At 63.8% G+C, this 22,340-nt stretch carries 18 protein-coding genes; 13 read left to right on the forward strand and 5 right to left on the reverse strand.

Features of this window, described 5'->3' with window-relative positions:
- Window positions 1–26: 26 nt before the first annotated feature.
- The 4 genes from ACZYR5_RS24650 to ACZYR5_RS24665 all read left to right on the forward strand — a co-directional run bounded on the left by ACZYR5_RS24650 (window position 27) and on the right by ACZYR5_RS24665 (window position 3,364).
- Window positions 27–1,418: an amidohydrolase family protein gene (locus ACZYR5_RS24650; RefSeq protein ID WP_489092019.1), complete on the forward strand. Its 1,392-nt coding sequence runs from the start codon at window positions 27–29 to the stop codon at window positions 1,416–1,418.
- A gap of 78 nt (window positions 1,419–1,496) precedes the next feature.
- The gene (locus ACZYR5_RS24655) at window positions 1,497–2,039 is read left to right on the forward strand and encodes a tetratricopeptide repeat protein (RefSeq protein ID WP_489092020.1); all 543 of its coding nucleotides are present in this window, start codon (window positions 1,497–1,499) and stop codon (window positions 2,037–2,039) included.
- Between the two features lie 60 nt (window positions 2,040–2,099).
- Window positions 2,100–2,597 (forward strand): RNA polymerase sigma factor, encoded by a 498-nt coding sequence (locus tag ACZYR5_RS24660; RefSeq protein ID WP_489092184.1) that lies wholly within the window; start codon window positions 2,100–2,102, stop codon window positions 2,595–2,597.
- Complete coding sequence (locus ACZYR5_RS24665; protein WP_489092021.1) at window positions 2,594–3,364, forward strand: anti-sigma factor family protein; 771 nt, start codon at window positions 2,594–2,596, stop codon at window positions 3,362–3,364. Before ACZYR5_RS24660 ends, ACZYR5_RS24665 begins: the two co-directional genes overlap by 4 nt.
- A 152-nt stretch (window positions 3,365–3,516) precedes the next feature.
- Here the strand turns inward: ACZYR5_RS24665 and ACZYR5_RS24670 are convergent, their stop codons facing one another.
- Window positions 3,517–4,818: an ATP-binding protein gene (locus tag ACZYR5_RS24670; RefSeq protein ID WP_489092022.1), complete on the reverse strand. Its 1,302-nt coding sequence runs from the start codon at window positions 4,816–4,818 to the stop codon at window positions 3,517–3,519.
- 4 nt (window positions 4,819–4,822) lie between these two features.
- Window positions 4,823–5,524, reverse strand: coding sequence for a response regulator transcription factor (locus ACZYR5_RS24675; RefSeq protein WP_489092023.1), 702 nt, complete (start codon window positions 5,522–5,524; stop codon window positions 4,823–4,825).
- Window positions 5,525–5,843: 319 nt separating this feature from the next.
- Between ACZYR5_RS24675 and ACZYR5_RS24680 the strand changes: the two genes are divergently transcribed.
- The 8 genes from ACZYR5_RS24680 (at window position 5,844) to ACZYR5_RS24715 (ending at window position 16,331) form a co-directional block, all read left to right on the forward strand.
- Entirely contained in the window at window positions 5,844–7,001 is a 1,158-nt protein-coding gene (locus tag ACZYR5_RS24680; RefSeq protein WP_489092024.1) for an efflux RND transporter periplasmic adaptor subunit, read from the forward strand.
- A gap of 16 nt (window positions 7,002–7,017) precedes the next feature.
- Window positions 7,018–10,107: a multidrug efflux RND transporter permease subunit gene (locus ACZYR5_RS24685; RefSeq protein ID WP_489092025.1), complete on the forward strand. Its 3,090-nt coding sequence runs from the start codon at window positions 7,018–7,020 to the stop codon at window positions 10,105–10,107.
- 228 nt (window positions 10,108–10,335) lie between these two features.
- Window positions 10,336–10,977 carry a DUF1345 domain-containing protein gene (locus ACZYR5_RS24690; protein WP_489092026.1) on the forward strand — a complete coding sequence of 214 codons (642 nt, stop codon included), beginning with the start codon at window positions 10,336–10,338 and terminating at the stop codon, window positions 10,975–10,977.
- A 111-nt stretch (window positions 10,978–11,088) separates the two neighbouring features.
- A complete protein-coding gene (locus ACZYR5_RS24695) occupies window positions 11,089–12,114 on the forward strand; it encodes a LacI family DNA-binding transcriptional regulator (RefSeq protein ID WP_489092027.1) in 1,026 nt (341 codons plus the stop codon).
- A gap of 99 nt (window positions 12,115–12,213) precedes the next feature.
- Window positions 12,214–12,996 (forward strand): sugar phosphate isomerase/epimerase family protein, encoded by a 783-nt coding sequence (locus ACZYR5_RS24700; protein ID WP_489092028.1) that lies wholly within the window; start codon window positions 12,214–12,216, stop codon window positions 12,994–12,996.
- A complete protein-coding gene (locus ACZYR5_RS24705) occupies window positions 12,989–13,975 on the forward strand; it encodes a sugar kinase (RefSeq protein ID WP_489092029.1) in 987 nt (328 codons plus the stop codon). Before ACZYR5_RS24700 ends, ACZYR5_RS24705 begins: the two co-directional genes overlap by 8 nt.
- Before the next feature lie 64 nt (window positions 13,976–14,039).
- Complete coding sequence (locus ACZYR5_RS24710; protein ID WP_489092030.1) at window positions 14,040–15,335, forward strand: MFS transporter; 1,296 nt, start codon at window positions 14,040–14,042, stop codon at window positions 15,333–15,335.
- A 21-nt stretch (window positions 15,336–15,356) separates the two neighbouring features.
- Window positions 15,357–16,331 (forward strand): NAD(P)-dependent oxidoreductase, encoded by a 975-nt coding sequence (locus ACZYR5_RS24715; protein ID WP_489092031.1) that lies wholly within the window; start codon window positions 15,357–15,359, stop codon window positions 16,329–16,331.
- On the opposite strand, the gene ACZYR5_RS24720 is transcribed toward ACZYR5_RS24715, so the two are convergent.
- A complete protein-coding gene (locus ACZYR5_RS24720; RefSeq protein WP_489092032.1) occupies window positions 16,309–18,009 on the reverse strand; it encodes a fibronectin type III domain-containing protein in 1,701 nt (566 codons plus the stop codon). The genes ACZYR5_RS24715 and ACZYR5_RS24720 overlap by 23 nt on opposite strands.
- 515 nt (window positions 18,010–18,524) lie before the next feature.
- Between ACZYR5_RS24720 and ACZYR5_RS24725 the strand changes: the two genes are divergently transcribed.
- Window positions 18,525–19,328: a LuxR C-terminal-related transcriptional regulator gene (locus ACZYR5_RS24725; protein ID WP_489092033.1), complete on the forward strand. Its 804-nt coding sequence runs from the start codon at window positions 18,525–18,527 to the stop codon at window positions 19,326–19,328.
- 355 nt (window positions 19,329–19,683) lie between these two features.
- Here ACZYR5_RS24725 and ACZYR5_RS24730 read toward each other — a convergent pair whose 3' ends face one another.
- Both ACZYR5_RS24730 and ACZYR5_RS24735 read right to left on the reverse strand, forming a co-directional pair.
- On the reverse strand, window positions 19,684–20,826 hold the full coding sequence (locus ACZYR5_RS24730; RefSeq protein ID WP_489092034.1) for a glycerate kinase: 1,143 nt from the start codon (window positions 20,824–20,826) through the stop codon (window positions 19,684–19,686).
- A gap of 226 nt (window positions 20,827–21,052) precedes the next feature.
- Entirely contained in the window at window positions 21,053–22,174 is a 1,122-nt protein-coding gene (locus ACZYR5_RS24735; protein WP_489092035.1) for a sugar diacid recognition domain-containing protein, read from the reverse strand.
- Window positions 22,175–22,340 lie beyond the last annotated feature (166 nt).

Genomic DNA, 22,340 nt, shown 5'->3' on the forward strand with positions numbered 1-22,340 from the left:
TGATTATTTCTGCCTTGGAGAAGTCCATGACGCACACCCAGAACATCCTGATCAAGAACCCGGCGGCGGTGATGACCGGCCGCCGTGGCCAGAGCGCTCGCGCCGGCAATGTCGACATTCGCATCGTCGACGGACGCATCAGCGAGATGGCCGCCAACCTTGAAGCGCAGCCCGGCGAGCGGGTGATCGACGCCCGGCATTGCGTGGTCTACCCGGGCTGGGTCAACACCCACCACCACCTGTTCCAGAACCTGCTCAAAGCGGTGCCGGCCGGCATCAACCAGGACCTGCAAGGCTGGCTGGCCAGCGTGCCCTACCCGCGCCTGAACCGCTTTACCCCGCAGCTGACGCGCATCGCCGCCCGCCTGGGTATGGCCGAATTGCTGCTGTCGGGAGTGACCACCTGCGCCGACCATCATTACCTGTATCACGCCAACGGCAGCACCGAGAGTGGTGACCAGTTGTTCGAGATCGCCGATGAGTTCGGCCTGCGTTTCGTCCTCTGCCGGGGCGGCGCGCTGGAGTCGGCCAGTGCCCACCCCGGCTTCTCGAAAACCGCGCTGCAGCCGGAAAGCCTCGAGCAGATGGTCGGCGATATCGAGCGGCTGAAATCCCGCTATCACCAGGACGCCCCGGACGCGATGCGCCGGGTGGTGGTGGCGCCGACCACGCCGACCTTCTCGCTGCCGCCGACCCTGCTGCGTGAGTTGGCCCACACCGCGCGCGGCATGGGATTGCGCCTGCACACCCACCTGTCGGAAACGCAGAACTACGTGAATTTTTGCCGCGAGAAGTACAACTGCCTGCCGGTGGAGTTCGTCGCGGAAAACGAATGGCTGGGGCCGGATGTGTGGTTCGCCCACATGGTCCATCTGCAACCGTCGGAAATCCGCCTATTGGCGCAGACCGGCAGCGGCATTTCCCATTGCCCGGTGAGCAACGCGCGGCTCGGCAGCGGCATCGCCCCGGTGCCGGCCATGGCCGCCGCCGGCGTGCCGATTTCCCTGGGGGTCGACGGCGTGGCGTCGAACGAATCCGGGAGCATGGTCGGCGAGGCCCACACTGCGTGGCTGATCCACCGCGCCGCCCAGGGCGCCAGCGCCACTACCGCCGAAGAAGTGATTCACTGGGGCACCGCCGGTGGCGCCCAAGTGCTCGGGCTGGGCGCGGTCGGCACGCTGCAGGTCGGGCAAGCAGCTGACCTGGTGCTGTACGGCCTGGATCACCCACGCTTCCTCGGTTTCCATGACATCGGCGTGGCGCCGGTGGTGGCCGGCGAACCGATTGCCGTGCGCTACAGCCTGGTCGGCGGGCGCCTGGTGGTGGATGACGGGGTGATTCCGGGGCTCGACCTGGGGCAACTGCGCGCGCAAGCCCGCGAAGGGGTGCAGCAGTTGCTGCAGGAGGCGATGGATTGAACGCGAATGAATAAAAAGCCGCGCTGAAGTGTTCTCCGAGTGTTGCCCATTGATGTGCGCCGCAACTCGGAGAACCTCATGACTATCCGTACCCCTTCCCGCAGCGTGCCGCTGCTGATCGCCGGCTACCTGATCGCGCTGCTCGGCAGCCCGCTGGTCCTGGCCCACGGCGAAGAAGACGCACCGCCCGCCCCCAACTGCCCGAAAGGCCAGGTCTGGGACAGCAAGACCAAGCGCTGTCAAAGCCAGCAAAGCCGCCTGGTCCCGGATGCCGACCGCACCACGTACGCCTATCGCCTGGCCAAGTCCGGTCGCTACGAAGAGGCGCTGGCCCTGCTCGACACCCTCGAACAACCCAACACCGCCATCGCCCTGAATTATCGCGGCTATGCTACTCGCAAGCTGGGCCGCACCGATGAAGGCATCCATTACTACCTGGAATCGGTCAAGCTCGATCCACGCTACGCCAAAGTGCGTGAATACCTGGGTGAAGCCTATGTGATCAAGGGCCGCCTCGACCTGGCGCAAGAGCAGTTGCAGCAGATCCAGTCGATTTGCAGCACCACCTGCGAGGAGTACCAGGACCTGGCCAAGGCCATTGCCGATTCATCGAATACCTGACGGACTCGAGCGCGAGTCACGGAGGTCGCCATCGCCAGCGATCAAGTGGTAAAAGCCGAACTGAGCCAGCACCTGGCGCGCCTGTGGCGTTACGGCCTGGTGTTGTCGCGACAGCGGCATGTCGCCGAGGACCTGGTGCAGGCCACCTGTGTGCGGGCGCTGGAGCGCGCCGGGCAATTTGTCCCGGGCACCCACATGGACCGCTGGCTGCTGCGCATCCTGCATTCGATCTGGCTCAATGAAGTGCGCGCGCAGAAAGTGCGTCAGGGTGAAGGACTGTCGCCGGCGGACGCGGTGCTGGCCTTCGATGGCGAACAGGTCGCGCACCTGCACGTGCTGGCGGCACAGGTGATCCGCCGCGTCGATGCCCTGCCTGAAGCCCAGCGTGAAGCCGTGTTCCTGGCCTACGTCGAAGGCTTGTCCTATCGCGAAGTGGCCGAGGTGCTGGCGGTGCCCATCGGCACGGTGATGAGCCGGCTGGCCGCGGCGCGCCTGAAGCTGGCGGAGCACCCTCCGCTGCGCTCGGTGTCCAGCAACCCCAGTGGAGAACGGCGATGAGCACGACCTGCAGTGATGAACGGCTGGTGGCTTACCTCGACGGCCAACTGAGCAGCGAAGAACGCCGCCAGCTCGACGCTAACCTGGCCCACGATCCGGCCCTGCAACAGCGCCTGGAATGGCTGATGCACAGCGACCTGCCCTTCCAGGGCGCCTATGCCAGCCTGCTGGACCAGGCGCCCATGGAGCGCATGAGCCGCATGCTCGAGGTGCTGCCCACGCCCCTGCTCAGCACCCCACTCAATCGCCGGCTGTTCCTCGCCACTGCCGCCGGCTTCCTGGTAGCCGGGGTCGCGGTCGATCGGCTGTTTCTGCACTGGATGGAAGACACCGAGGAAAAAACCAGCAACTGGCGGGCGCTGGTGGCCGACTACATGTCGCTGTACATCCCGCAGACCCTGGAGCACCTGCCGGTGGACCCGGCTGCCCAGTTGGCGCAGTTGCAGATCATCGACCAGCGTCTCGGCCTGCCACTGACCCCGGCACAGCTGGAACTGGCCCAACCGCGTTTCAAGCGCGCGCAACTGCTCGAATACGACGGCGTGCCCATCGCCCAGATCACCTACCTCGACCCGCTGCACGGCCCCTTCGCGCTGTGCATCACCCGCTCCAACAACGGCCCCCAGGCGCCGGCCCACGAAGTACGACACGGGATGAACATTGTTTATTGGTCGGGGCAGAATCACGCGTACCTGGTGATCGGCCGTAACTCGCCGGAGGAGTTGGAGGGGATGGCGGTGTTGTTACGGAGTCGACTGGATGCCTGATGTCCTTTATTGGCGGTGTGTGCAGCCCCTGTGATCCACCACAAATCCCTGTAGGAGCCAGCTTGCTGGCGAAGGCGGTCGAACAGCCGCCATCATCGGTGACTGACACACCCTATTCGCTGGCAAGCCAGCTCCTACAAGGATTCGGGCGCTCACGCCAACGTCGGCAACCACAATCTGAAGCGCGCACCACCCAGCGGCGACGCCTCGACCGTGAGGCTGCCGCCCTGGGCTTCGAGGGCGCGGCGGCTGATGGCCAGGCCGAGGCCGAAGCCGCCGGTGGCGCGGTCGCGGCTGCGGTCGAGGCGGTAGAAGGGTTCGAAGATCCGTTCGCGCTCATCCTCGGGGATACCGATGCCGTCGTCGTCGACCCAGATTTCACAGCCCTGGGGCGTCACCTGTACGCCGATCTGGATGCGCTTCTCGCAGTAGCGCATGGCGTTGCGCAACAGGTTCTGGATCGCCCGGGCGGTCAACCGTGGGTCGAGGCTGAAGCGCTCAAGCTGGCCATGCAGCAGCACATCGATGACGATCTCTGGCGACTCCAGCTCTTCATCGACACTGCCGAGGATGCTGTCGATAAATTCGTCCAGCGACACCTCGACCTGCTCCGGCAAGCGCGCCGGATTCTGCAGGCGGCTGTAGGACAGCAACTCCAGCACCAGTTCATCCAGTTCGCGAATGTGCGCCACCAGCCCCTGCAAACGCTCGCGACTGGCCGCCGGCAGCTCATCGGAGAGCGCCAGGGCCAGGCCGAAATCGAGGCGGGTCAGTGGTGTGCGCAACTCGTGGGACACCGCATTGAGCAGGTCGCGCTGCTGGTTCAGCAGGTTTTCGATGTCGCCGGCCATGGTGTCGAACACGTTCGCCAGGCTGCCGATGTTGGAGCTGGGCGGCAGCTGGGTGCGCTCGCCGAGGTGGCCCTTGCCGAAGCGTTCGGCGGTGTTTTTCAGGCGTTCCAGATCGCGCCAGTGGGGGCGCAGCCAGAGCAACAGGCAGGCCAGCAGCGCCGCGCCGATCAGCACGTTGATGCCCCAGTAGAGCAAGGCGACGTCCAGTGGATCCGGCGGCACGATCAGCTTCAGCGCGGTGGTAGCGTCCAGCGGCGCCATGGCCATGGTGCGCCAACCCCAGTCACCGGTGCGCACGGCCATTTCCCCGCCCTGCAACAGCGCGCGTTCGTGCTCGCTGAAATCGCCATCGCTGATGGGCACCACGGCAATGCCTAACGGCTTGAACTGCTCATCGAGCTGCGCTGCCAGCGCCGGCCACTGTTCGTGCGGCACAGCGTGGAACTGCTTGACCAGCAGGTTCTGCATGCCCCTGGAGTGATCCAGGTTGTAGCTGGAAAAGCGCTCGTGAAACACCGAGACCACCAGGTCCGGCACCAGGTAAATCGCCGCGCTGAAGGTGACAATGGTGATCAGGTACAGGCGCGTCAGGGCACGAAGCATGGCCTCAGCATTCCCATTCGGAGCGGCTGAACAGGTAGCCCTTGCCCCACACGGTCTTGATCTTGCGCGCCTCGCCGGCATGGTCGTCGAACTTGCGCCGCAGCTTGGAAATCGCCACGTCCACCGAGCGGTCGGTGCCGTTGAATTCGATGCCGCGCAGGCGCTGCAGGATCTGGTCGCGGCTGAGCACTTCTCCGGCATGCCGCGCCAGCACCACCAGCAGGTTGTATTCGCCGCTGGACAACTCCACCGGCTGCGCACGCCAGGTCACGGTGCGCTCCGACAGGTCGATGCACAGGTTGCCCATGAGGATCTGGTCGCTGGCGGTCTGCGGCTCGTTGAGGCTGCTACGGCGCAGCAAGGTGCGCACCCGGGCCAGCAGCACCCGGGGTTCGCAGGGTTTGGTCACGTAGTCGTCGGCGCCCATTTCCAGGCCCAGCACCTGGTCGTGGCTGTCGTCACGGGCGGTGAGCATGAGGATCGGCAGGCTCGCCGAGTCGGCCCGCAGCAGGCGGCAGACCTGCAGGCCATCCAGGCCAGGCAGCATCAGGTCGAGGATCACCAGATCCGGCGGATTGAGCCGCGCCCGTTCACGCACCTGATCGCCACGGCTGATGACGTTGACGTGATAGCCGTTGCGTTCCAGGTAGCTGGCAATCAGTTCAGCGAGCGCGGGGTCGTCTTCGACCAGGAGGATGTTGGGCATGGGTGTTCCGAAAAAATGGGGGGTGCCTGGGGGGTGACGAACCCTTGTAGGAGCGAGCCTGTCGAATCGTCGCACCGTCGCGAAAAACTGCAGGACGCCGTGTAGTTTCTGGATGTCCGCGTCATCGTTGAGGTTCTTCGCGAGCAGGCTCGCTCCTACAGGGGGGCATGACATTGCCCGCGATAAAGAAACCAAGGATATACGCCCCCAACGCCTCCTGAGCAAAACCTTCACACAATTTCACACAGCCAGTACAAAACTTCACCGCTACCCTGTGCGGCTGCCCGTAGCATGCCCGGGTCATTATTGGGGTATTTCCATGTCCAAGCACCTGTTCGCACCGCTCAGCCTGATTGCCCTGGCACTGCTGCTGAGCGCCTGCGACACGTCCTCGACCGCCGAGGAAAGCGCGCCGCTGGCGAGCGTGCGCATCGAAACCATCGAAGCCCGGCCGCTGTCGATCAGCAGCGAACTGAGCGGACGAATCGTCGCGCCGCGGGTCGCCGAAGTGCGTGCGCGGGTCGCCGGGGTGGTCTTGCAGCAGGCGTTTCGCGAAGGCAGCGACGTCAAGCAGGGCCAGGTGCTGTTTCGCATCGACCCGGCGCCATTCAAGGCTGACCTCGACAGCGCCGAGGCGGCGTTGCGCAAAGCCGAGGCGAATGCCTTCCAGGCCCGCCTGCAGGAGCAACGCTACGCCCAGTTGATCGCCGACAAGGCGGTCAGCGCCCAGGAATACGACAACGCCCGCGCCAACTCGCGGCAGACCGCCGCCGACGTCGCCGCCAATCAGGCTGCGGTGCAGCGGGCCAAACTCAACCTCGGCTACGCCACCGTCACCGCACCGATTTCCGGGCGCATCGGCCGCGCGCTGGTTACTGAAGGCGCCTTGGTCGGCCACAACGAAAGCACGCCCCTGGCGCTGATCCAGCAACTGGACCCGATCCACGCCGACGTCACCCAGTCGACCCGTGAACTGAACGAACTGCGCCGCGCCTTCCGCGCCGGCCAGTTGCAGCAGGTCGGCCAGGGCCAGGCCAAGGCCACGCTGATCCAGGACGACGGCAGCCTCTACCCGCTGCCGGGCAAGCTGCTGTTCGCTGATATCAGCGTCGACCCCGGCACCGGTCAGATCATCCTGCGCAGCGAGTTCCCCAACCCTGACCTCGACCTGTTGCCCGGCAGTTTCGTCCGCGTACGCCTCGAGCAGGCGGTGAACCAGCAAGGCATCAGCGTGCCGCAACGGGCCATCCTGCGTGACAGCGCCGGCATCGCCCAGGTACTGCTGCTCGACAGCGAGGCGCGGGTCAGCCAGCAGCCGGTGCAACTGGGCCAGGCGCAACAGGATCGCTGGATCGTCACCGAGGGCCTCAAGCCCGGCGACCGCATTGTCATCGAAGGCCTGCAACACGCCCGCCCGGGTGAAAAAGTAGAGATCGACGACACCCCTCTTTCCAAGGCCCTGGTCATCGGGCAGTAGGCAGGACGCAGACTTTATGCCGCACTTCTTTATCGACCGCCCGGTGTTCGCCTGGGTGGTCGCGCTGTTCATCCTGCTGGCCGGTGCCCTGGCCATTCCGCAACTGCCGGTGGCCCAGTACCCGGACGTGGCACCGCCGCAGATCGAGATCTACGCGGTGTACCCCGGCGCGTCGGCGCAGACCGTCGACGAAAGCGTGGTCAGCCTGATCGAGGAAGAGCTCAACGGCGCCGACCACCTGCTGTATTTCGAATCCCAGAGCAGCCTCGGTTCGGCGACCATCAAGGCGACCTTCCAGCCCGGCACCAACCCTGAGTTGGCCCAGGTCGACGTGCAGAACCGCCTCAAGGTGGTCGAGTCGCGGCTGCCCCAGGCGGTGATCCAGCAAGGCCTGCAGGTGGAGAAAGTTTCCGCCGGTTTCCTGCTGCTGATCACCCTGACCGCAAGCGACGGCAAGCTCGACGACGTGGCGCTGAGTGACTACCTGGCGCGCAACGTGATGAACGAAATCAAGCGCCTCGACGGGGTCGGCAAGGCCTCGCTGTACGGTGCCGAACGGGCCATGCGGATCTGGATCGACCCGCAGAAACTGATCGCCTTCAACCTGACCCCGGCGGACGTCAACGCCGCCATCGTCGCGCAGAACGCCCAGGTCTCGGCCGGCAGCATCGGCGACCTGCCGACCCGCAATACCCAGCAGATTACGGCCACGGTGCTGGTCAAGGGCCAGTTGTCGAGCCCGGAAGAGTTCGCCGACATCGTGCTTAAAGCCAACCCCGACGGCTCCACGGTGCGCGTCGGCGATGTGGCGCGGGTTGAGATCGGCAGTCAGGAATACCAGTTCTCCACTCGCCTCAACGGCAAGCCGTCGACCGCCGTCGGCGTGCAACTGGCGCCGGGTGCCAACGCGCTGAACACGGCGACCTTGGTGCGGGCGAAGATGGACGAACTGGCGCGCTATTTCCCGGCCGGCGTCGAATACAAGATTCCCTATGACACCTCGCCCTTCGTCAAGGTCTCGATCACCAAGGTGGTCTACACCCTCGGCGAAGCGATGCTGCTGGTGTTCGCGGTGATGTTCCTGTTCCTGCAGAACATCCGCTACACCCTGATCCCGACCCTGGTGGTACCGGTGGCGCTGATGGGCACGTTCGCCACCATGCTCGCCCTGGGTTTCTCGATCAACGTGCTGACCATGTTCGGCATGGTCCTGGCGATCGGCATCCTGGTGGACGATGCGATTGTGGTGGTGGAGAACGTCGAGCGGATCATGGCCGCCGAAGGCCTGTCGCCCAAGGAAGCCACCCGCAAGGCCATGCAGCAGATCACCGGGGCGATCATCGGCATCACCCTGGTGCTGGTGGCGGTGTTCATTCCAATGGCCTTCATGGAGGGCTCGGTGGGGGTGATCTATCAGCAGTTCTCGCTGTCGATGGCCACCTCGATCCTGTTCTCGGCCTTCCTCGCCCTGACCTTGACCCCGGCCCTCTGCGCGACCTTGCTCAAGCCGATCGCCAAGGGTGAACATCACGAAAAAACCGGTTTCTTCGGCTGGTTCAACCGGCGCTTCGAGCAGCTGACGGTGCGCTATGAGGGCTGGGTCAGCTATGCGCTGAAACGCAGCGGTCGCTACCTGCTGATCTACGGCGTGCTGCTGATCGGCCTCGGTGTGCTGTTCACGCGCCTGCCCTCCTCGTTCCTACCCGTCGAAGACCAGGGCTACACCATCACCGACATCCAACTGCCGCCGGGCGCCAGCAAGAACCGCACCGTGCAGGTGGTGGAGCAGATCGAAGCGCACAACGCCACCGAGCCGGGCATCGGCGACAGCACGGTGATCCTCGGTTTCAGCTTCTCCGGCAGCGGGCAGAACGCAGCGCTGGCGTTCAGTACGTTGAAGGACTGGTCCGAGCGCGGCAGCGATGACTCGGCGACGTCGATTGCCGACCGCGCCAACATTGCCTTCAGCCAGATCAAGGACGCCGTGGCCTATTCGGTATTGCCGCCGCCGGTGGATGGCCTCGGCACCTCCAGCGGCTTCGAGTTTCGTCTGCAGGACCGTGGTGGTCTGGGCCACAGCACGCTGATGGCGGCGCGCACCGCGTTGCTGGACGCCGCGGAGAAAAGCCCGATCCTCGCCAACGTCCGCGAAAGTGCCCTGGCCGAAGCGCCGCAGGTGCAGTTGATCGTCGACCGCAAGCAGGCCAATGCGCTGGGGGTGTCGTTCGCCGACATCGGCAACGTGCTGTCCACTGCGGTCGGCTCGGCCTACGTCAACGACTTCCCCAACCAGGGGCGGATGCAGCGGGTGGTGGTCCAGGCCGAAGGCGACCAGCGCAGCCAGGTCGAGGACTTGCTGAAGATTCACGTGCGCAACAGCAACGGCAAGATGGTGCCGTTGTCGGCCTTCGTCCGTGCCGAATGGACCCAGGGCCCGACCCAACTGACCCGGTACAACGGCTACCCGGCGGTGAGCATTTCCGGCGAACCGGCGCCCGGTCACAGCACCGGTGAAGCCATGGCCGAAATCGAACGTCTGGTGGCGCTGGGGCCGGTGGGTCTGGGCCAGGAATGGACCGGGTTGTCGCTGCAGGAGCGGTTGTCCGGCAGCCAGGCGCCGATCCTGTTGGGCCTGTCGCTGCTGATTGTGTTCCTGTGTCTGGCGGCGTTGTACGAGAGCTGGTCGATTCCCACCTCGGTGCTCCTGGTAGTGCCGCTGGGGGTGTTGGGCGCGGTGCTGGCGGTGACCTTGCGCGGGATGCCCAACGATGTGTTCTTCAAGGTCGGGCTGATCACCATCATCGGTCTGTCGGCGAAGAACGCGATCCTGATCATCGAGTTTGCCAAGAGCCTGTACGACGAGGGTCACGATCTGATCGACGCCACGGTGCAAGCCGCGCGCCTGCGCCTGCGGCCAATCGTCATGACCTCGCTGGCGTTCATCCTCGGCGTGGTGCCGTTGGCGATTGCCACCGGTGCCAGTTCGGCCAGCCAGCAGGCGATCGGCACCGGGGTGATCGGCGGAATGATCACCGCGACCCTGGCGGTGGTGTTCGTGCCGGTGTTTTTTGTGGTGGTGATGAAACTGGTGCGCAGGTCGCGTTGAGCAACACCTGTGGGCTGGTGGGTCTGAATGAGGTATCGCTGCGAAGATGGTGCTCCATTCACCTTTCATGTTGAATGGGACACCGCCTTCGCCGGAAGCCGGCTCCTACAGTCCATAGACCTCTGTAGGAGCTGGCTTGCCAGCGAAGCTTTTAGCGTTCTCAAGGACGCCTTCGCCGGCTAGCCAGCTCCTACAGGTGATCCGACCCGCCCAGGAGGCGACCCGCCCATGCCCCATCCCCTACGCACTCACCCCCGCCTCACCGCCGCCGCCCTGCTGGGCATCGCGGTCGGCCTTGTGGCGCCGGCCGATACACTAGTGAGCAAGATCCTCATTGGCTGGAATGCCGGGGTCTGGACCTACCTGGTATTGATGCTGTGGCTGACCATTCGCGCCCGCGCCGATGAGGTCGAGCGCATTGCCGAAGTCGAGGATGAAAATGCCGGTGCGGTGCTGTTGATCGTGTGCATCGCTGCCATTGCCAGCCTGGTCGCCATCACCGCCGAGCTGGCCGGCGCCGGCGATCTCGACACGTCGCACAAGCTGCTGCGCTATGGGTTTACCGGGTTGACGGTGATCGGCTCGTGGCTGCTGATCGGGATGATTTTCAGCGTGCACTACGCCCGGCTGTTTTACACCTGGGACGGCAAGGAACCGGCGCTGCGCTTTGCCGAAGGCCTGAAAAAACCCGACTACTGGGACTTCCTGTACTTCTCCTTCACCATCGGCGTGGCGGTGCAAACCGCTGATGTCGGGGTCGCCACCCGCGAGATCCGCAAGATCGTCCTGGCGCAATCGCTGATCGGTTTCGTGTTCAACACCGCGATCCTCGGCTTCTCGATCAACATCGCCGCCGGCTTGTTCGGCTAAGCCTTTTATCTCCTTGTTCATCTCCCTCTTGACGAGCCAATGGCTTTTGGTGTCTTCTGAAACCGGTTTCAGACACTGAGACCCAATAATTCCAAAAACAGGTCGTCCATCGTGAACAGTTTTTCCGCCGCCCAACGCAGCCGCGTGACCATGCTTGATGTCGCCGAACGTGCCGGGGTCTCCAAGGCCAGCGTGTCGCGTTTTATCGGCGAGGATCGCGCCCTGCTCTCCGAGGCCACCGCCTTGCGCATCGAGCAGGCAATCAGCGAGCTGGGTTATCGGCCGAACCAGATGGCTCGCGGCCTTAAACGCGGACGCACGCGCTTGATAGGCATGCTCCTGGCGGATATCCGCAACCCCTATTCGATTGCCGTGATGCATGGCGTGGAAACCGCCTGCCGCCAGCACGGCTACAGCCTGGTGGTGTGCAACACCGACCGCGATGACGAGCAGGAAAGCCAGCACCTGGCGGCCCTGCGCTCGTACAACATCGAAGGCCTGATCGTGAACACCCTCGGTCACCACCCTGACCTGCTGCGCGAACTGCACCGCGAAATGCCCATGGTGCTGGTGGATCGCAAGGTCGAGCAACTGCACAGCGACCTGGTCGGCCTGGATAACCCGGGTGCGGTCGACGCCGCCCTGAGTCACCTGCAGGAGCAGGGCTATCGTCACGTGCTGCTGGTCAGCGAACCCCACGACGGCACCAGTTCGCGGATCGAACGGGTTGACAGCTTTCACCAGCAGATCGCCGAGCGCCCGTTGCTGCGCGGTGCGGCAGTCGAGACCGGTGACGAACTGCAATCCCATATCCAGGCCTTCCTCGCCGACCCGGCAGCCGGGCCGAAAGCCTTGTTCTGTGCCAACGGCATTGCCGCCCTCGCCGCCACCCGCGCGTTGCGTGAGCTGGGTTGCGATCTGTTTGGCGAGGTTGGCCTGATCGCCCTCGATGACCTGGATTGGTACCCGCTGGTGGGCAGCGGTATCACCGCGCTTGCCCAGCCGACGGAAGCGATTGGCGCCAGTGCGTTTGATTGCCTGCTCAAGCGCCTGCGCGGTGATCAGGGGCCGATCAGGAGTGTGGATTTTTCGGTGCGGTTGGTGGTGCGGGGGTCGACTGGGGGAGTTTTGCGTTGATGCGGAGGGCCTCATCGCGAGCGGGCTCGCTCCTACAGTAGGTGTGTGCTGGCTGTTTTTTTTGGTTAAAAATGAAACCGGTTTCAGAGGGGTAGAACAATGCATAAACCTGCTGTTTCCATCAGCCTTTCCAGCTACGGCGCCGACCTTGTAAGGGCGCGCGGGCAGTTGGCGTTTGTCGAGATCCTGGCCAAGGCCGGGGCGCAACGCATCGAATGGCGCGAAGAATTGCTGACCAGTGAAGACCCGCGGGACCTGGCCCGGGCCGTCGAGCAATGGGGGCTGGAGGCGGTGTATTCCTCGCCACTGGAGTTGTGGGTCGCCGGTCGCTCGCAGGCCAACCCGCTGCTGGTCGCCACCCTGAAACGGGCACAGGCGTTCGGCGCGAAATGGCTGAAGGTCTCGTTGGGTTACTTCACCGAGAACAACGATCTTGGGCATCTGGCCGAGGTGCTGGCCGAGCACCCCGTGCAGTTGCTGGTGGAGAACGACCAGACCCTGCACGGCGGGCGCATCGAACCCTTCCAGCGCTTCTTCGCTGCGGTTGAACAACAGCAACTGCCCGTGGAGATGACCTTCGACATCGGCAACTGGCAGTGGCAGGGCCAATCCGCCGCCAGCGCCGCACGCCTGCTCGGACGGCATGTCGGCTATGTGCACTGCAAGGCAGTGACCCGTCGGGCCGACAGCAAGCTGGTGGCGATCCCGCCCACGGCGGCCGATGTGCAGACCTGGGAACAGCTGCTGCGGCACATGCCCCAGGGCCTTGCCCGCGCCGTGGAATATCCGTTGCAGGCCGATGACCTGCAGCACCTGACCGGCGCACACGTCGCCCTCCTCGCCCGGCTGGGCCAGGCCGAACGGGAGCACGCCCATGTCTGAGCTCGATATCCTGTCCTTCGGCGAGACCATGGCCATGCTGGTCGCCGAACAAACCGGCGACCTGGCCCAGGTGATGAACTTTCACAAGCGCATCGCCGGGGCTGACAGCAATGTCGCCATTGGCCTTTCCCGTCTGGGCTTCCAGGTAGCGTGGCTGAGCCGGGTCGGCAACGATTCCCTGGGACGCTTCGTCCTCGACACCCTGCAAGGCGAAGGCCTGGATTGCGCGCAGGTTGAAATCGACCCGGCGCACCCCACCGGCTTTCAGTTCAAATCCCGCGAGGAAGGCGGCGCCGATCCGCAGGTGGAGTATTTCCGCCGTGGTTCGGCAGCCAGTCATTTGTCGCCCCGCAGCGTCACTCCACGCCTGCTGCAAGCGCGGCACCTGCATGCCACGGGTATCCCGCCTGCCCTGTCGCCGAGCGCACGTGAACTGTCATTCGAGCTGATGACGCTGATGCGCAGCGCCGGCCGCAGTGTCTCGTTCGACCCCAATCTGCGGCCGTCGCTGTGGTCCAGCGAGCAACAGATGATCCGCGAGATCAACCGCCTCGCCGCCCTCGCCCATTGGGTGCTGCCGGGCTTGAGCGAAGGCCGGTTGCTCACCGGGTTCGACACGCCGGCCGATATCGCCGGGTTCTATCTGGACCAGGGCGCCGAGGCCGTGGTGATCAAGCTGGGTGCCGAGGGTGCGTATTACCGCACCCCGCTGGACCAAGGCTTTGTCGCCGCCGTGCCGGTGGCGCGGGTGGTCGATACCGTCGGTGCCGGTGATGGTTTTGCCGTGGGCCTGATCAGCGCCTTGCTGGAGAACTGCAGCCTGACCGAGGCGGTGCAGCGTGCGAACTGGATTGGCAGTCGTGCGGTGCAGAGCCGGGGGGATATGGAGGGGTTGCCGACTCGGGCTGAGATGGGGGTTGAATTTTCGGCCGCCTTCGCCAGCAAGCTGGCTCCTACAGGGGATAAATGCCCGGCCTGAATTTGATGAAAATCTGAAATCCCAACCTGCTGCGACAAAAACAACAAGCTCAGGAGCATCACCCATGCAAACGCCGAAACTCGCCACCCGCCGCTGGTGGTACATCATGCCGATTGTCTTTATCACCTACAGCCTGGCGTATCTGGACCGCGCCAACTATGGCTTCGCTGCCGCCTCCGGGATGGCCGCTGACCTGATGATCACCCCGGGCCTGTCGTCGTTGCTCGGCGCGCTGTTCTTCCTCGGCTACTTCTTCTTCCAGATTCCCGGGGCGATCTACGCGCAGAAAAACAGCGTGAAGAAACTGATCTTCGTCAGCCTGATCCTCTGGGGCAGCCTGGCGACCCTGACCGGGGTGGTGTCCAACGCCTACTGGCTGATCGTCATCCGCTTCATGCTCGGCGTGGTCGAAGCCGCGGTGATGCCGGCGATGCTGATCTACCTGTGTCACTGGTTCACCCGTGCCGAACGCTCACGGGCCAATACCTTCCTGATCCTCGGCAACCCGGTGACCATGCTCTGGATGTCGGTGGTGTCCGGCTACCTGGTGCAGCACTACAGCTGGCGCTGGATGTTCATCATCGAAGGCTTGCCGGCAGTGCTCTGGGCCTTTATCTGGTGGCGCCTGGCAGATGACCGTCCGGCGCAAGCGAAGTGGCTGAACGACCAGGAAAAGCACGATCTGGAAAGCGCCCTGGCCGCCGAACAGGTGGGGATCAAGGCGGTGAAGAACTACGCCGAAGCCTTCCGTTCGCCAAAAGTCATTGTCCTGGCCCTGCAGTTTTTCTGCTGGAGCATCGGCGTCTATGGCTTCGTCCTGTGGCTGCCGTCGATCCTCAAGCAAGGCGCGCAGATGGACATGATTCAAGCCGGCTGGCTGTCGGCCCTGCCCTACCTGGCGGCAGTGATCGGCATGCTGCTGGTGTCCTGGGGTTCGGACAAACTGCAAAAGCGCAAACGCTTCGTCTGGCCGCCGCTGCTGATCGCCTCCCTGGCGTTCTATGGCTCCTACGCCCTGGGCGCTGAACATTTCTGGTGGTCCTACGGCTTACTGGTCGTGGCCGGCGCCTGCATGTACGCGCCTTACGGGCCGTTCTTCGCGATCATCCCGGAAATCCTCCCGGCCAACGTCGCCGGCGGCGCCATGGCGCTGATCAACAGCATGGGCGCGCTCGGCTCGTTCGGCGGCTCCTATCTGGTGGGTTACCTGAACAGCGCCACCGGTTCGCCGGGCGCGTCCTTTTTGCTGATGAGCGCTTCGCTGCTGCTGTCGGTGCTGCTGACCCTGTGCCTGAAGACCGGCACCAGCGACCGTGAACAACCCCGCGTCGCCCTCAACCGCCGCGCCGCCCACCCTTGAATTGATAACGAGACAATTCCCATGAAAAAGCAGGTCGTGCTCTACAAGAAACTCTCTGCGGCGCTGATGGCCCGGCTGCACGAACAGTGCGAGGTAACGCTGATCGACAGCCTCGATGCCGAAGGTCTGGCCCGGCTGCGCGAGGCCCTGCCCCGCGCCCACGGACTACTCGGTGCCAGCCTGAAACTGGACGCCGCCTTGCTCGACCTGGCGCCAAATCTGCAGGCCATCGCCAGCGTCTCGGTGGGCGTCGACAATTACGATATCGACTACCTCACCGAACGGCGCATCCTGCTCAGCAACACCCCGGACGTGCTCACCGAAACCACCGCCGACACTGGCTTCGCGCTGATCCTGGCCTCCGCCCGGCGGGTGGTGGAGCTGGCCAATCTGGTGCGCGACGGTCAGTGGACGCGCAACATCGGCCCCGCCCATTTCGGCAGTGACGTGCACGGCAAGACCCTGGGCATCATCGGCATGGGCCGCATCGGCGAGGCCCTGGCCCAGCGCGGGCATTTTGGTTTCGGCATGCCAGTGCTCTATCACAGCCACTCACCGAAACCGGCGGTGGAGCAGCGCTTCGACGCGCAATACCGCAGCCTCGATGAGCTGTTGCAGCAGGCCGATTTTGTCTGCCTGACCCTGCCGCTGACCGCCGAGACCGAAGGGCTGATCGGTGCACGGGAGTTCGCACTGATGCGTCCCGAGACGATCTTCATCAATATTTCCCGAGGCAAGGTGGTCGACGAAACAGCCATGATCCACGCCCTGCAGGCCCGGCAGATTCGTGCCGCCGGGCTGGACGTGTTTGAGCGCGAGCCGTTGGATCAACACTCGCCGCTGCTGCGCCTGGACAACGTGGTTGCCACCCCGCACATGGGCTCGGCCACCCACGAGACCCGCGAAGCCATGGCCCGCTGCGCCGTCGACAACCTGCTGGCGGCGCTGGCGGGGCAACGACCGGCCAATCTGGTCAATCCGCAGGCGTGCCGGTGAAGGGCGGGACCAGCACAATCGTCGGGATCGAGATATTGTTGACCGTTGCCCGGGCCCGGACCTGAAACCGGTACGCAGTGTTGATGCTCAGGCCGTTGATGGTATAGGGCGGTCGCGCCACTTCGATGGTTGAGATGCCAGCGCCCGATATCTCATAACCCACGGCATCGGGGCATAACGCGCAGGTGGCGTAGGGTTCATCCCAACTGAGCACCACCTGCCGCGCACTGATGCGATCGCCCCGCAGATTGCCCGGGCGGCAGATGCGGATACCGGTATAGGCCGCCGTGGTGAAACGGATGGCCGTGTACGCCGAAAAGTAGTCGCCCAAGCCGTACTGGCCGACACCTTTGGCGCGCACCCTGAACAGGTATTCGGTCTGCTCGGTCAAGCCGCTGAGGCGGTAACTGGATTGTGCCAACGTTGCCAGGTGCCGGTTATCCAGATACACCTCGTAGAGGGTCTGGGCCGAATAATCGGGGCCGCCGCTCCAGCGCATCAGCGCGGAACCATCGGTCACCTCAGAGAAGGTCAAACCTTGCGGTGCGGGGAATGCCCTGGTCGTACCGCCAGAGATCGACGGTTCGGACTCACCGGCGGCGTTGGTCGCACGCACCTCGATGAAGTAACGTGTATCGGGGCGCATCTGTTGAAAGCGGTGATTCATGTAAGGGGATAATTCGCGGGCCAGCACTTCGCGCTGCGGGTTATCGATGCCAATGCTGACAGCGTACTGCGCAGACTGCGGCGGAGCCCAGATGATCGTCACCCGATCATGGGTGGTTTCGATGTGCAGGCTCCCCGGCCTGGGTGGCAGCGCCGCCGCGTCGAGGGTCTTCTGGGTAATGCGCGCGGGCACGGATTCACCATTGCCGTTGCGCGCCCTGACCTGCAGGTAATACAGCGTACTGGGGGTCAGTCCGGTCAACGTCTCGCGCAACTGCCGGGTGGTGAGCGTGGTCCCCGCGCCACCGGGTTCAGTGCCATGTCGAATGACATAGTTAACGGCGCCGCTGACCGCCGACCACTGCACCGCCAGCGAGGTGGCTGCAGGCGTCGCTTGCAGCCCGGTGGGGGCCGCTGGCAGGGGCAGTGTCTGTTTGACAATCCGCACCGGCGACGAATCGCCGACAGTGTTGGAGGCGCGAACCTCGAAGTAGTAACCGGTGCCCGCGCTCAAGCCGGTGAAGGCATGGGAGGCTATAGAAACGCTCGCGGTGCCGATCACCGCTCCGTCCGGCGCCAGCCCGTAAGCCAGCTTGTAGCTGCTGGCATTGGCAACGCCGGACCAGGTCAATGTCATTGCGTTACCAGCGGCGGTAGCCGCCAGATTCGTCGGTTGAGGTGGCGGCGACGTGGCGGGATGGGTGGTGGCTTCCACGTCCCTGCTGACAGGCGATACTTCGCTGCCCCTGAGCCCGAAGGCCTGGACGTGGTAGCGCGTGCCGGGACTGAGTCCCGTGATGACATAGGACTTTCCTTCGATCGGTACATCGAACTCACCAACGGGCACCGCGGCCGTGCGCCATTTCAACCGCGTGCCGGTATGACCTCCCCCGGCCATGTATCCCCAGATGACCTTGATGGATGACTCGCTTCGAGTGGTTGCGGAAATTTCGATCGGAGGAACCAGGGAAGTTACTGCTGGTCCGGCGGGCCCATCTTGCTGGTTGCTCATCGCGTTACTTGCGTAAAGATCCTCGTGTCTGTCGTATAACCCCTTCAGCGACTGCGCACCACTAACAGAACTGTTAGTGGTTCCAGGCGACTCTCAAGACAAGCCAGTAGCAGATTGAGCGTGCCTCGTAAAACGACGAACGGGCATCGGCTGTGTTTCGAGGGTCGGCACCCTGAGTGACGTTCGAATTGGCCTCGTGCCGAATCACCGAAGAACATCGGACTGAACCAAAAACCTTTTAATTCAAGAATCTACCGCAGTGTTTGTAGGATGTGAAAACTTATAGATCTTTCCTACAAGCCCGTCAGATGCACCCGACAGCCCTTTCCCACGCATCCGATTAAGGTGCGCTACCTGTAATGTTTGACAGGTTCCACGCTCGCTGAATCGCGCTATAAGAATCCCGTACCTGCACCCCGGGTGCAGATGTCTCAAGGTAGGCCGCGCACGCCATTTGCAGTACGAAGATTCTGCCGCGCCCACGCCGTCATTGATGATGAATGGGAGATTCAGCCATGCACCGTTCCGCCACCACCGCTGTTCGTTCGTCACCCGTTCCAAGCTCATTGCTGCCCCAGGAGTTAACGGCCACCCAAGCCATCAAGCTGACCCTGCGGGAAAAGGAAATCCTGCAATGGACCGCCGCCGGCAAGTCGTCCTGGGAAATCGCCCAAATCATCAGTTGCACCGAAGCGGGCGTGAATTACCACTTTTGCAATACCCGCCTTGTCGATAATGGTGTAGCCACCACAAAAACCACCGTCACCCAATTCGCGAATCAGCCAAACCGGAAAAAACACCTTGCGATCAACGCCCAAGGTGACAACCTCAATTGGACGGATATCGTTCGGATCCTCTGGAAGCTTGTCCGGTACCCAGGAAAAGGCAACCCTGTCGCCATCCGCAGCCCCGGTCCAGTGAGGGATGACGCCCTCCACGTCGGTCAAACCGGCAAGTTTGGCCTCGGTAAAGGGTGGCGTGGGGGAAAAGGTTATTTTGCCCGGCGCGACTGTACCGTTCGGCGGGGTCTTGTCGATATAGATCGCAACATCATCCGAGTGGGCCTCCGTACCCGCGAAGTTAATATGATGGTAGCGAATGTTGAATGGCCCCTCGTTGTCAGGGTGCACCAAAAAGGTACTCGGAATCGTAAAGGGCAAAGGGAAGCGGCTCGTGCCCTGTACATAGGTGACACTGTCAAGGTCTGTGTATTCTTCACTGCCTGGGCGCGCAATCTGCAGCGTCACGTATTCAGTTTCACCGTCAGGTGGGAGTGTCGCCCAGGCGGTAAGCTCCAACGGGACCCCGACATCCAGTGACGCCCGAGGGAACAGGCCGGGCGGGCTTCCCACCAACGTGACCTTACTGACATCCGGCTTGATGAACGCCAGTGGACCATTACGCCCAGGAAGGCGTTGGCTCCATGCGGGTAATGTTTGCTTGCTGCCCTGATTCGCCATGACATCGCTCTCCCATGAACAACACGTCGGCCCTTGCACAAGCAATGGCCATCAAGTCTGTCTGGCAGTTCGAGACATCGGGCACGCACAACACTGTCCCTTCGCTCTGCTCGGTCATTGAAACCTGAGCGAATTCAACCGTATTTTTTTACCGCGCGATACTGTCAAAGTTGACAGGTACCCCGGGGTATTTTGCATTGGAGGTCAGAGGGCATCAGCGGCTTTTTCCGGCCAGCTTCCATAGTCGTGCGAGGTCGCTTGCGCGTTCACGCAGCAAGCGCGGCGCCTGGGCACAGGCCTGTTCCAGGGTCATGGGCCCGCTCGCCAGGGCAAACGCCGCATCGATGCCATGCTCATAGAGTGCCTGGTAGCCCTCGCCCAGAGTGCCGGCGAGGACGATCACCGGCACGCCGTGTTGCCGGGCGACCTGGGCCACACCGAAGGGCGTCTTGCCGCGCAGGGTCTGGGCATCGAAGCGCCCTTCGCCGGTGATCACCAGATCGGCCCCGGCCACTGCGTCGGCCAGGCCCACCAGTTCGCCCACCACCTCGACCCCGGGCCTGAACTGCGCACCGAGGAACGCCTTGGCGGCAAACCCCAGGCCTCCCGCCGCGCCGCTGCCGGGTTCGTCGCGCCGGTCGTTGCCGAGGGCGTTGGCGGCGTGATCGGCAAAGTGCCCGAGGGCACGATCCAGTTGCTCGACCTGCAGCGCCGAGGCGCCTTTCTGCGGACCAAAAATCGCCGAGGCGCCGTGGGGGCCGCAGAGTGGATTGTTGACGTCGGCGGCGATCTCGAAACGGACCTCGGCCAGGCGTGGATCGAGGCCGCTGAGGTCGATTCGCGCCAGCTCCTGCAAGGCCATTCCGCCGCGCTGAAGGGGCTGATCCTGGGCATCAAACAAGCCCACCCCCAAGGCCTGCATCGCCCCCGCGCCACCGTCGTTGGTGGCGCTGCCGCCGATGGCGAGGATCACCCGTTGCGCACCGGCCTGCAGGGCCGCAGCAATCAGTTGCCCGGTGCCGTAGGTGCTGCTGACGCAGGCGTCGCGCTGTGCCAGTGGTACCAATTGCAGGCCGCTGGCTTCGGCCATCTCGATGATTGCCGTGTGGCTGTCCGGCAGCCAGCCCCATGCAGCGGTGACGGCGCTGCCCAGCGGCCCGCTCACCTGGGTGTGGCGGCGTTCGCCCTGGCAGGCCGCCAGCACCGCTTCGACCGTCCCTTCCCCACCATCGGCCATCGGGCACTTGACCCATTGCGCCTGCGGCCAGACCTCGCCCAGCCCTTCGGCGATGGCATCGGCCACGCCTTGGGCACTGAGGCTGTCCTTGAACGAGTCGGGGGCGATGACGATCTTCATGAGCTTTCTCCGGTTGTTATGCCGAACATGCTGCCAGTTGCCCTGCCGGCTGACGCCAGTCGGCTGCACAAGTGTGGGCTGGGTTTGTTGTTCATTTCTACAAAGTCCGGCTGATGTTTACCTTGTGCATACACCCCCCGTAGGAGCTGGCTTGCCAGCGAAGAGGCCAGCCGCTACACCGCCTTCGCCGGCAAGCCGGCTCCTACAGAATCCGGGTCGGTCACAATCACAGCGGTGCTTCTGGCTCGGGCAACAACTGCACCCCCAGGTACAACGCCAGCATCCCATCCAGGCGCAGCGGGTCGACACCGCTGAGTTCGGCGATGCGCTCCATCCGATAGCGCAGGCTGTTGCGGTGGATACCCAAGGCATCGGCGCAGGCCTGGCTCTGGCCGTCGTGCTCGCACCAGCTGCGCAGGGTCGCCAGTAACTGGCCGTTGCCGTCCTTGGCCAGCACCTTGCGCAGCGGGTTGAGTAATTCGTCCAGAGCGTCGTCGTTGCGATGCCGCCAGAGCATTACCGGCAATCGATAGCGGTTGAGGGTCAGCAGCCGTGAGCGCGGCAGCACGTCGCGACCGTAGGCCAGCAAGTCGCCGACCCGCCGGTAACAACGGCGCAAGCCCGCCAGCCCATCGGCCTGGCCACCGACCGCGATGCGCAGGATGTTCCAACCGAGGCCGTCGAGTTTTTCCAGCAGGCGCGGGTTATCCACGCTGTGGCTGGTGGGTCGGCACCACAACAGCGAAGTCTTCGATGCGCTCAGGCACCAGCTGTCGGGATAGCGCGAAATCAGCCAGGCACTCAGCGCCTCGGCCGTCTGGCCATTGCCATGCTCCATGCCCAATTCGAACAGATACGGCGTGCGCGCCCGGTGCGGCTTGAGGCCCATCTGTTGCGCTTCATCGATCAGGCGCGGCGACTCGCCGGCCTCGCTGAGCAACAACGCCAGCAGGTCATCGCAACGTTGCCGGCGCCATTGCTGCTCGGCTTGCTGGTTACGCTGGCCGACGAGCATTTCGGCGGTCATGCGAACCAGCTCGGCGTAGGTGCGCAACTGCTCCGGATCGCCGGTGATGCCGAGCACCCCGATCAGCCGATGATCAAGCAGCAGCGGCAGGTTGATCCCCGGTTGCACGCCCTTGAGGTGGGCGGCGGTGGGCACGTCGATCTCGACCACGCGGCTGTTGGCCAACACCAGTTGGGCGCCTTCGTGGCGCGTATTGACCCGCTCCGGCTCGCCACTGCCGAGGATCAGCCCCTGGCTGTCCATGACGTTGACGTTATAGGGCAGAATAGCCATCGCCCGGTCGACGATATCCTGGGCCAGGTCGTGATCTAGTTCGAACATGGGGCGTATTCCTGGGAAATCTGGGTAAGGGATTGTTCACCCGCACAGGCAGTTGGCGTTATCGCTGTGCTCCGGCACAAAGACATCCGCCATGGGGTGACCGAGACTCTTCTGGCGGTCACGTTACCCGCGCGCCGCAAAAAATCATAATAAAGAGAGACCCGCC

This window comes from Pseudomonas sp. F007, from assembly GCF_057814275.1.

Coding starts and splice junctions, on each gene's coding strand:
- ACZYR5_RS24655 (WP_489092020.1), top strand. CDS start 1,497: ATGACTATCCGTACCCCTTCCCGCAGCGTGCCGCTGCTGATCGCCGGC.
- ACZYR5_RS24675 (WP_489092023.1), bottom strand. CDS start 5,524: ATGCCCAACATCCTCCTGGTCGAAGACGACCCCGCGCTCGCTGAACTG.
- ACZYR5_RS24685 (WP_489092025.1), top strand. CDS start 7,018: ATGCCGCACTTCTTTATCGACCGCCCGGTGTTCGCCTGGGTGGTCGCG.
- ACZYR5_RS24650 (WP_489092019.1), top strand. CDS start 27: ATGACGCACACCCAGAACATCCTGATCAAGAACCCGGCGGCGGTGATG.
- ACZYR5_RS24715 (WP_489092031.1), top strand. CDS start 15,357: ATGAAAAAGCAGGTCGTGCTCTACAAGAAACTCTCTGCGGCGCTGATG.
- ACZYR5_RS24690 (WP_489092026.1), top strand. CDS start 10,336: ATGCCCCATCCCCTACGCACTCACCCCCGCCTCACCGCCGCCGCCCTG.
- ACZYR5_RS24680 (WP_489092024.1), top strand. CDS start 5,844: ATGTCCAAGCACCTGTTCGCACCGCTCAGCCTGATTGCCCTGGCACTG.
- ACZYR5_RS24720 (WP_489092032.1), bottom strand. CDS start 18,009: ATGAGCAACCAGCAAGATGGGCCCGCCGGACCAGCAGTAACTTCCCTG.
- ACZYR5_RS24735 (WP_489092035.1), bottom strand. CDS start 22,174: ATGTTCGAACTAGATCACGACCTGGCCCAGGATATCGTCGACCGGGCG.
- ACZYR5_RS24725 (WP_489092033.1), top strand. CDS start 18,525: ATGCACCGTTCCGCCACCACCGCTGTTCGTTCGTCACCCGTTCCAAGC.
- ACZYR5_RS24665 (WP_489092021.1), top strand. CDS start 2,594: ATGAGCACGACCTGCAGTGATGAACGGCTGGTGGCTTACCTCGACGGC.
- ACZYR5_RS24705 (WP_489092029.1), top strand. CDS start 12,989: ATGTCTGAGCTCGATATCCTGTCCTTCGGCGAGACCATGGCCATGCTG.
- ACZYR5_RS24700 (WP_489092028.1), top strand. CDS start 12,214: ATGCATAAACCTGCTGTTTCCATCAGCCTTTCCAGCTACGGCGCCGAC.
- ACZYR5_RS24710 (WP_489092030.1), top strand. CDS start 14,040: ATGCAAACGCCGAAACTCGCCACCCGCCGCTGGTGGTACATCATGCCG.
- ACZYR5_RS24670 (WP_489092022.1), bottom strand. CDS start 4,818: ATGCTTCGTGCCCTGACGCGCCTGTACCTGATCACCATTGTCACCTTC.
- ACZYR5_RS24730 (WP_489092034.1), bottom strand. CDS start 20,826: ATGAAGATCGTCATCGCCCCCGACTCGTTCAAGGACAGCCTCAGTGCC.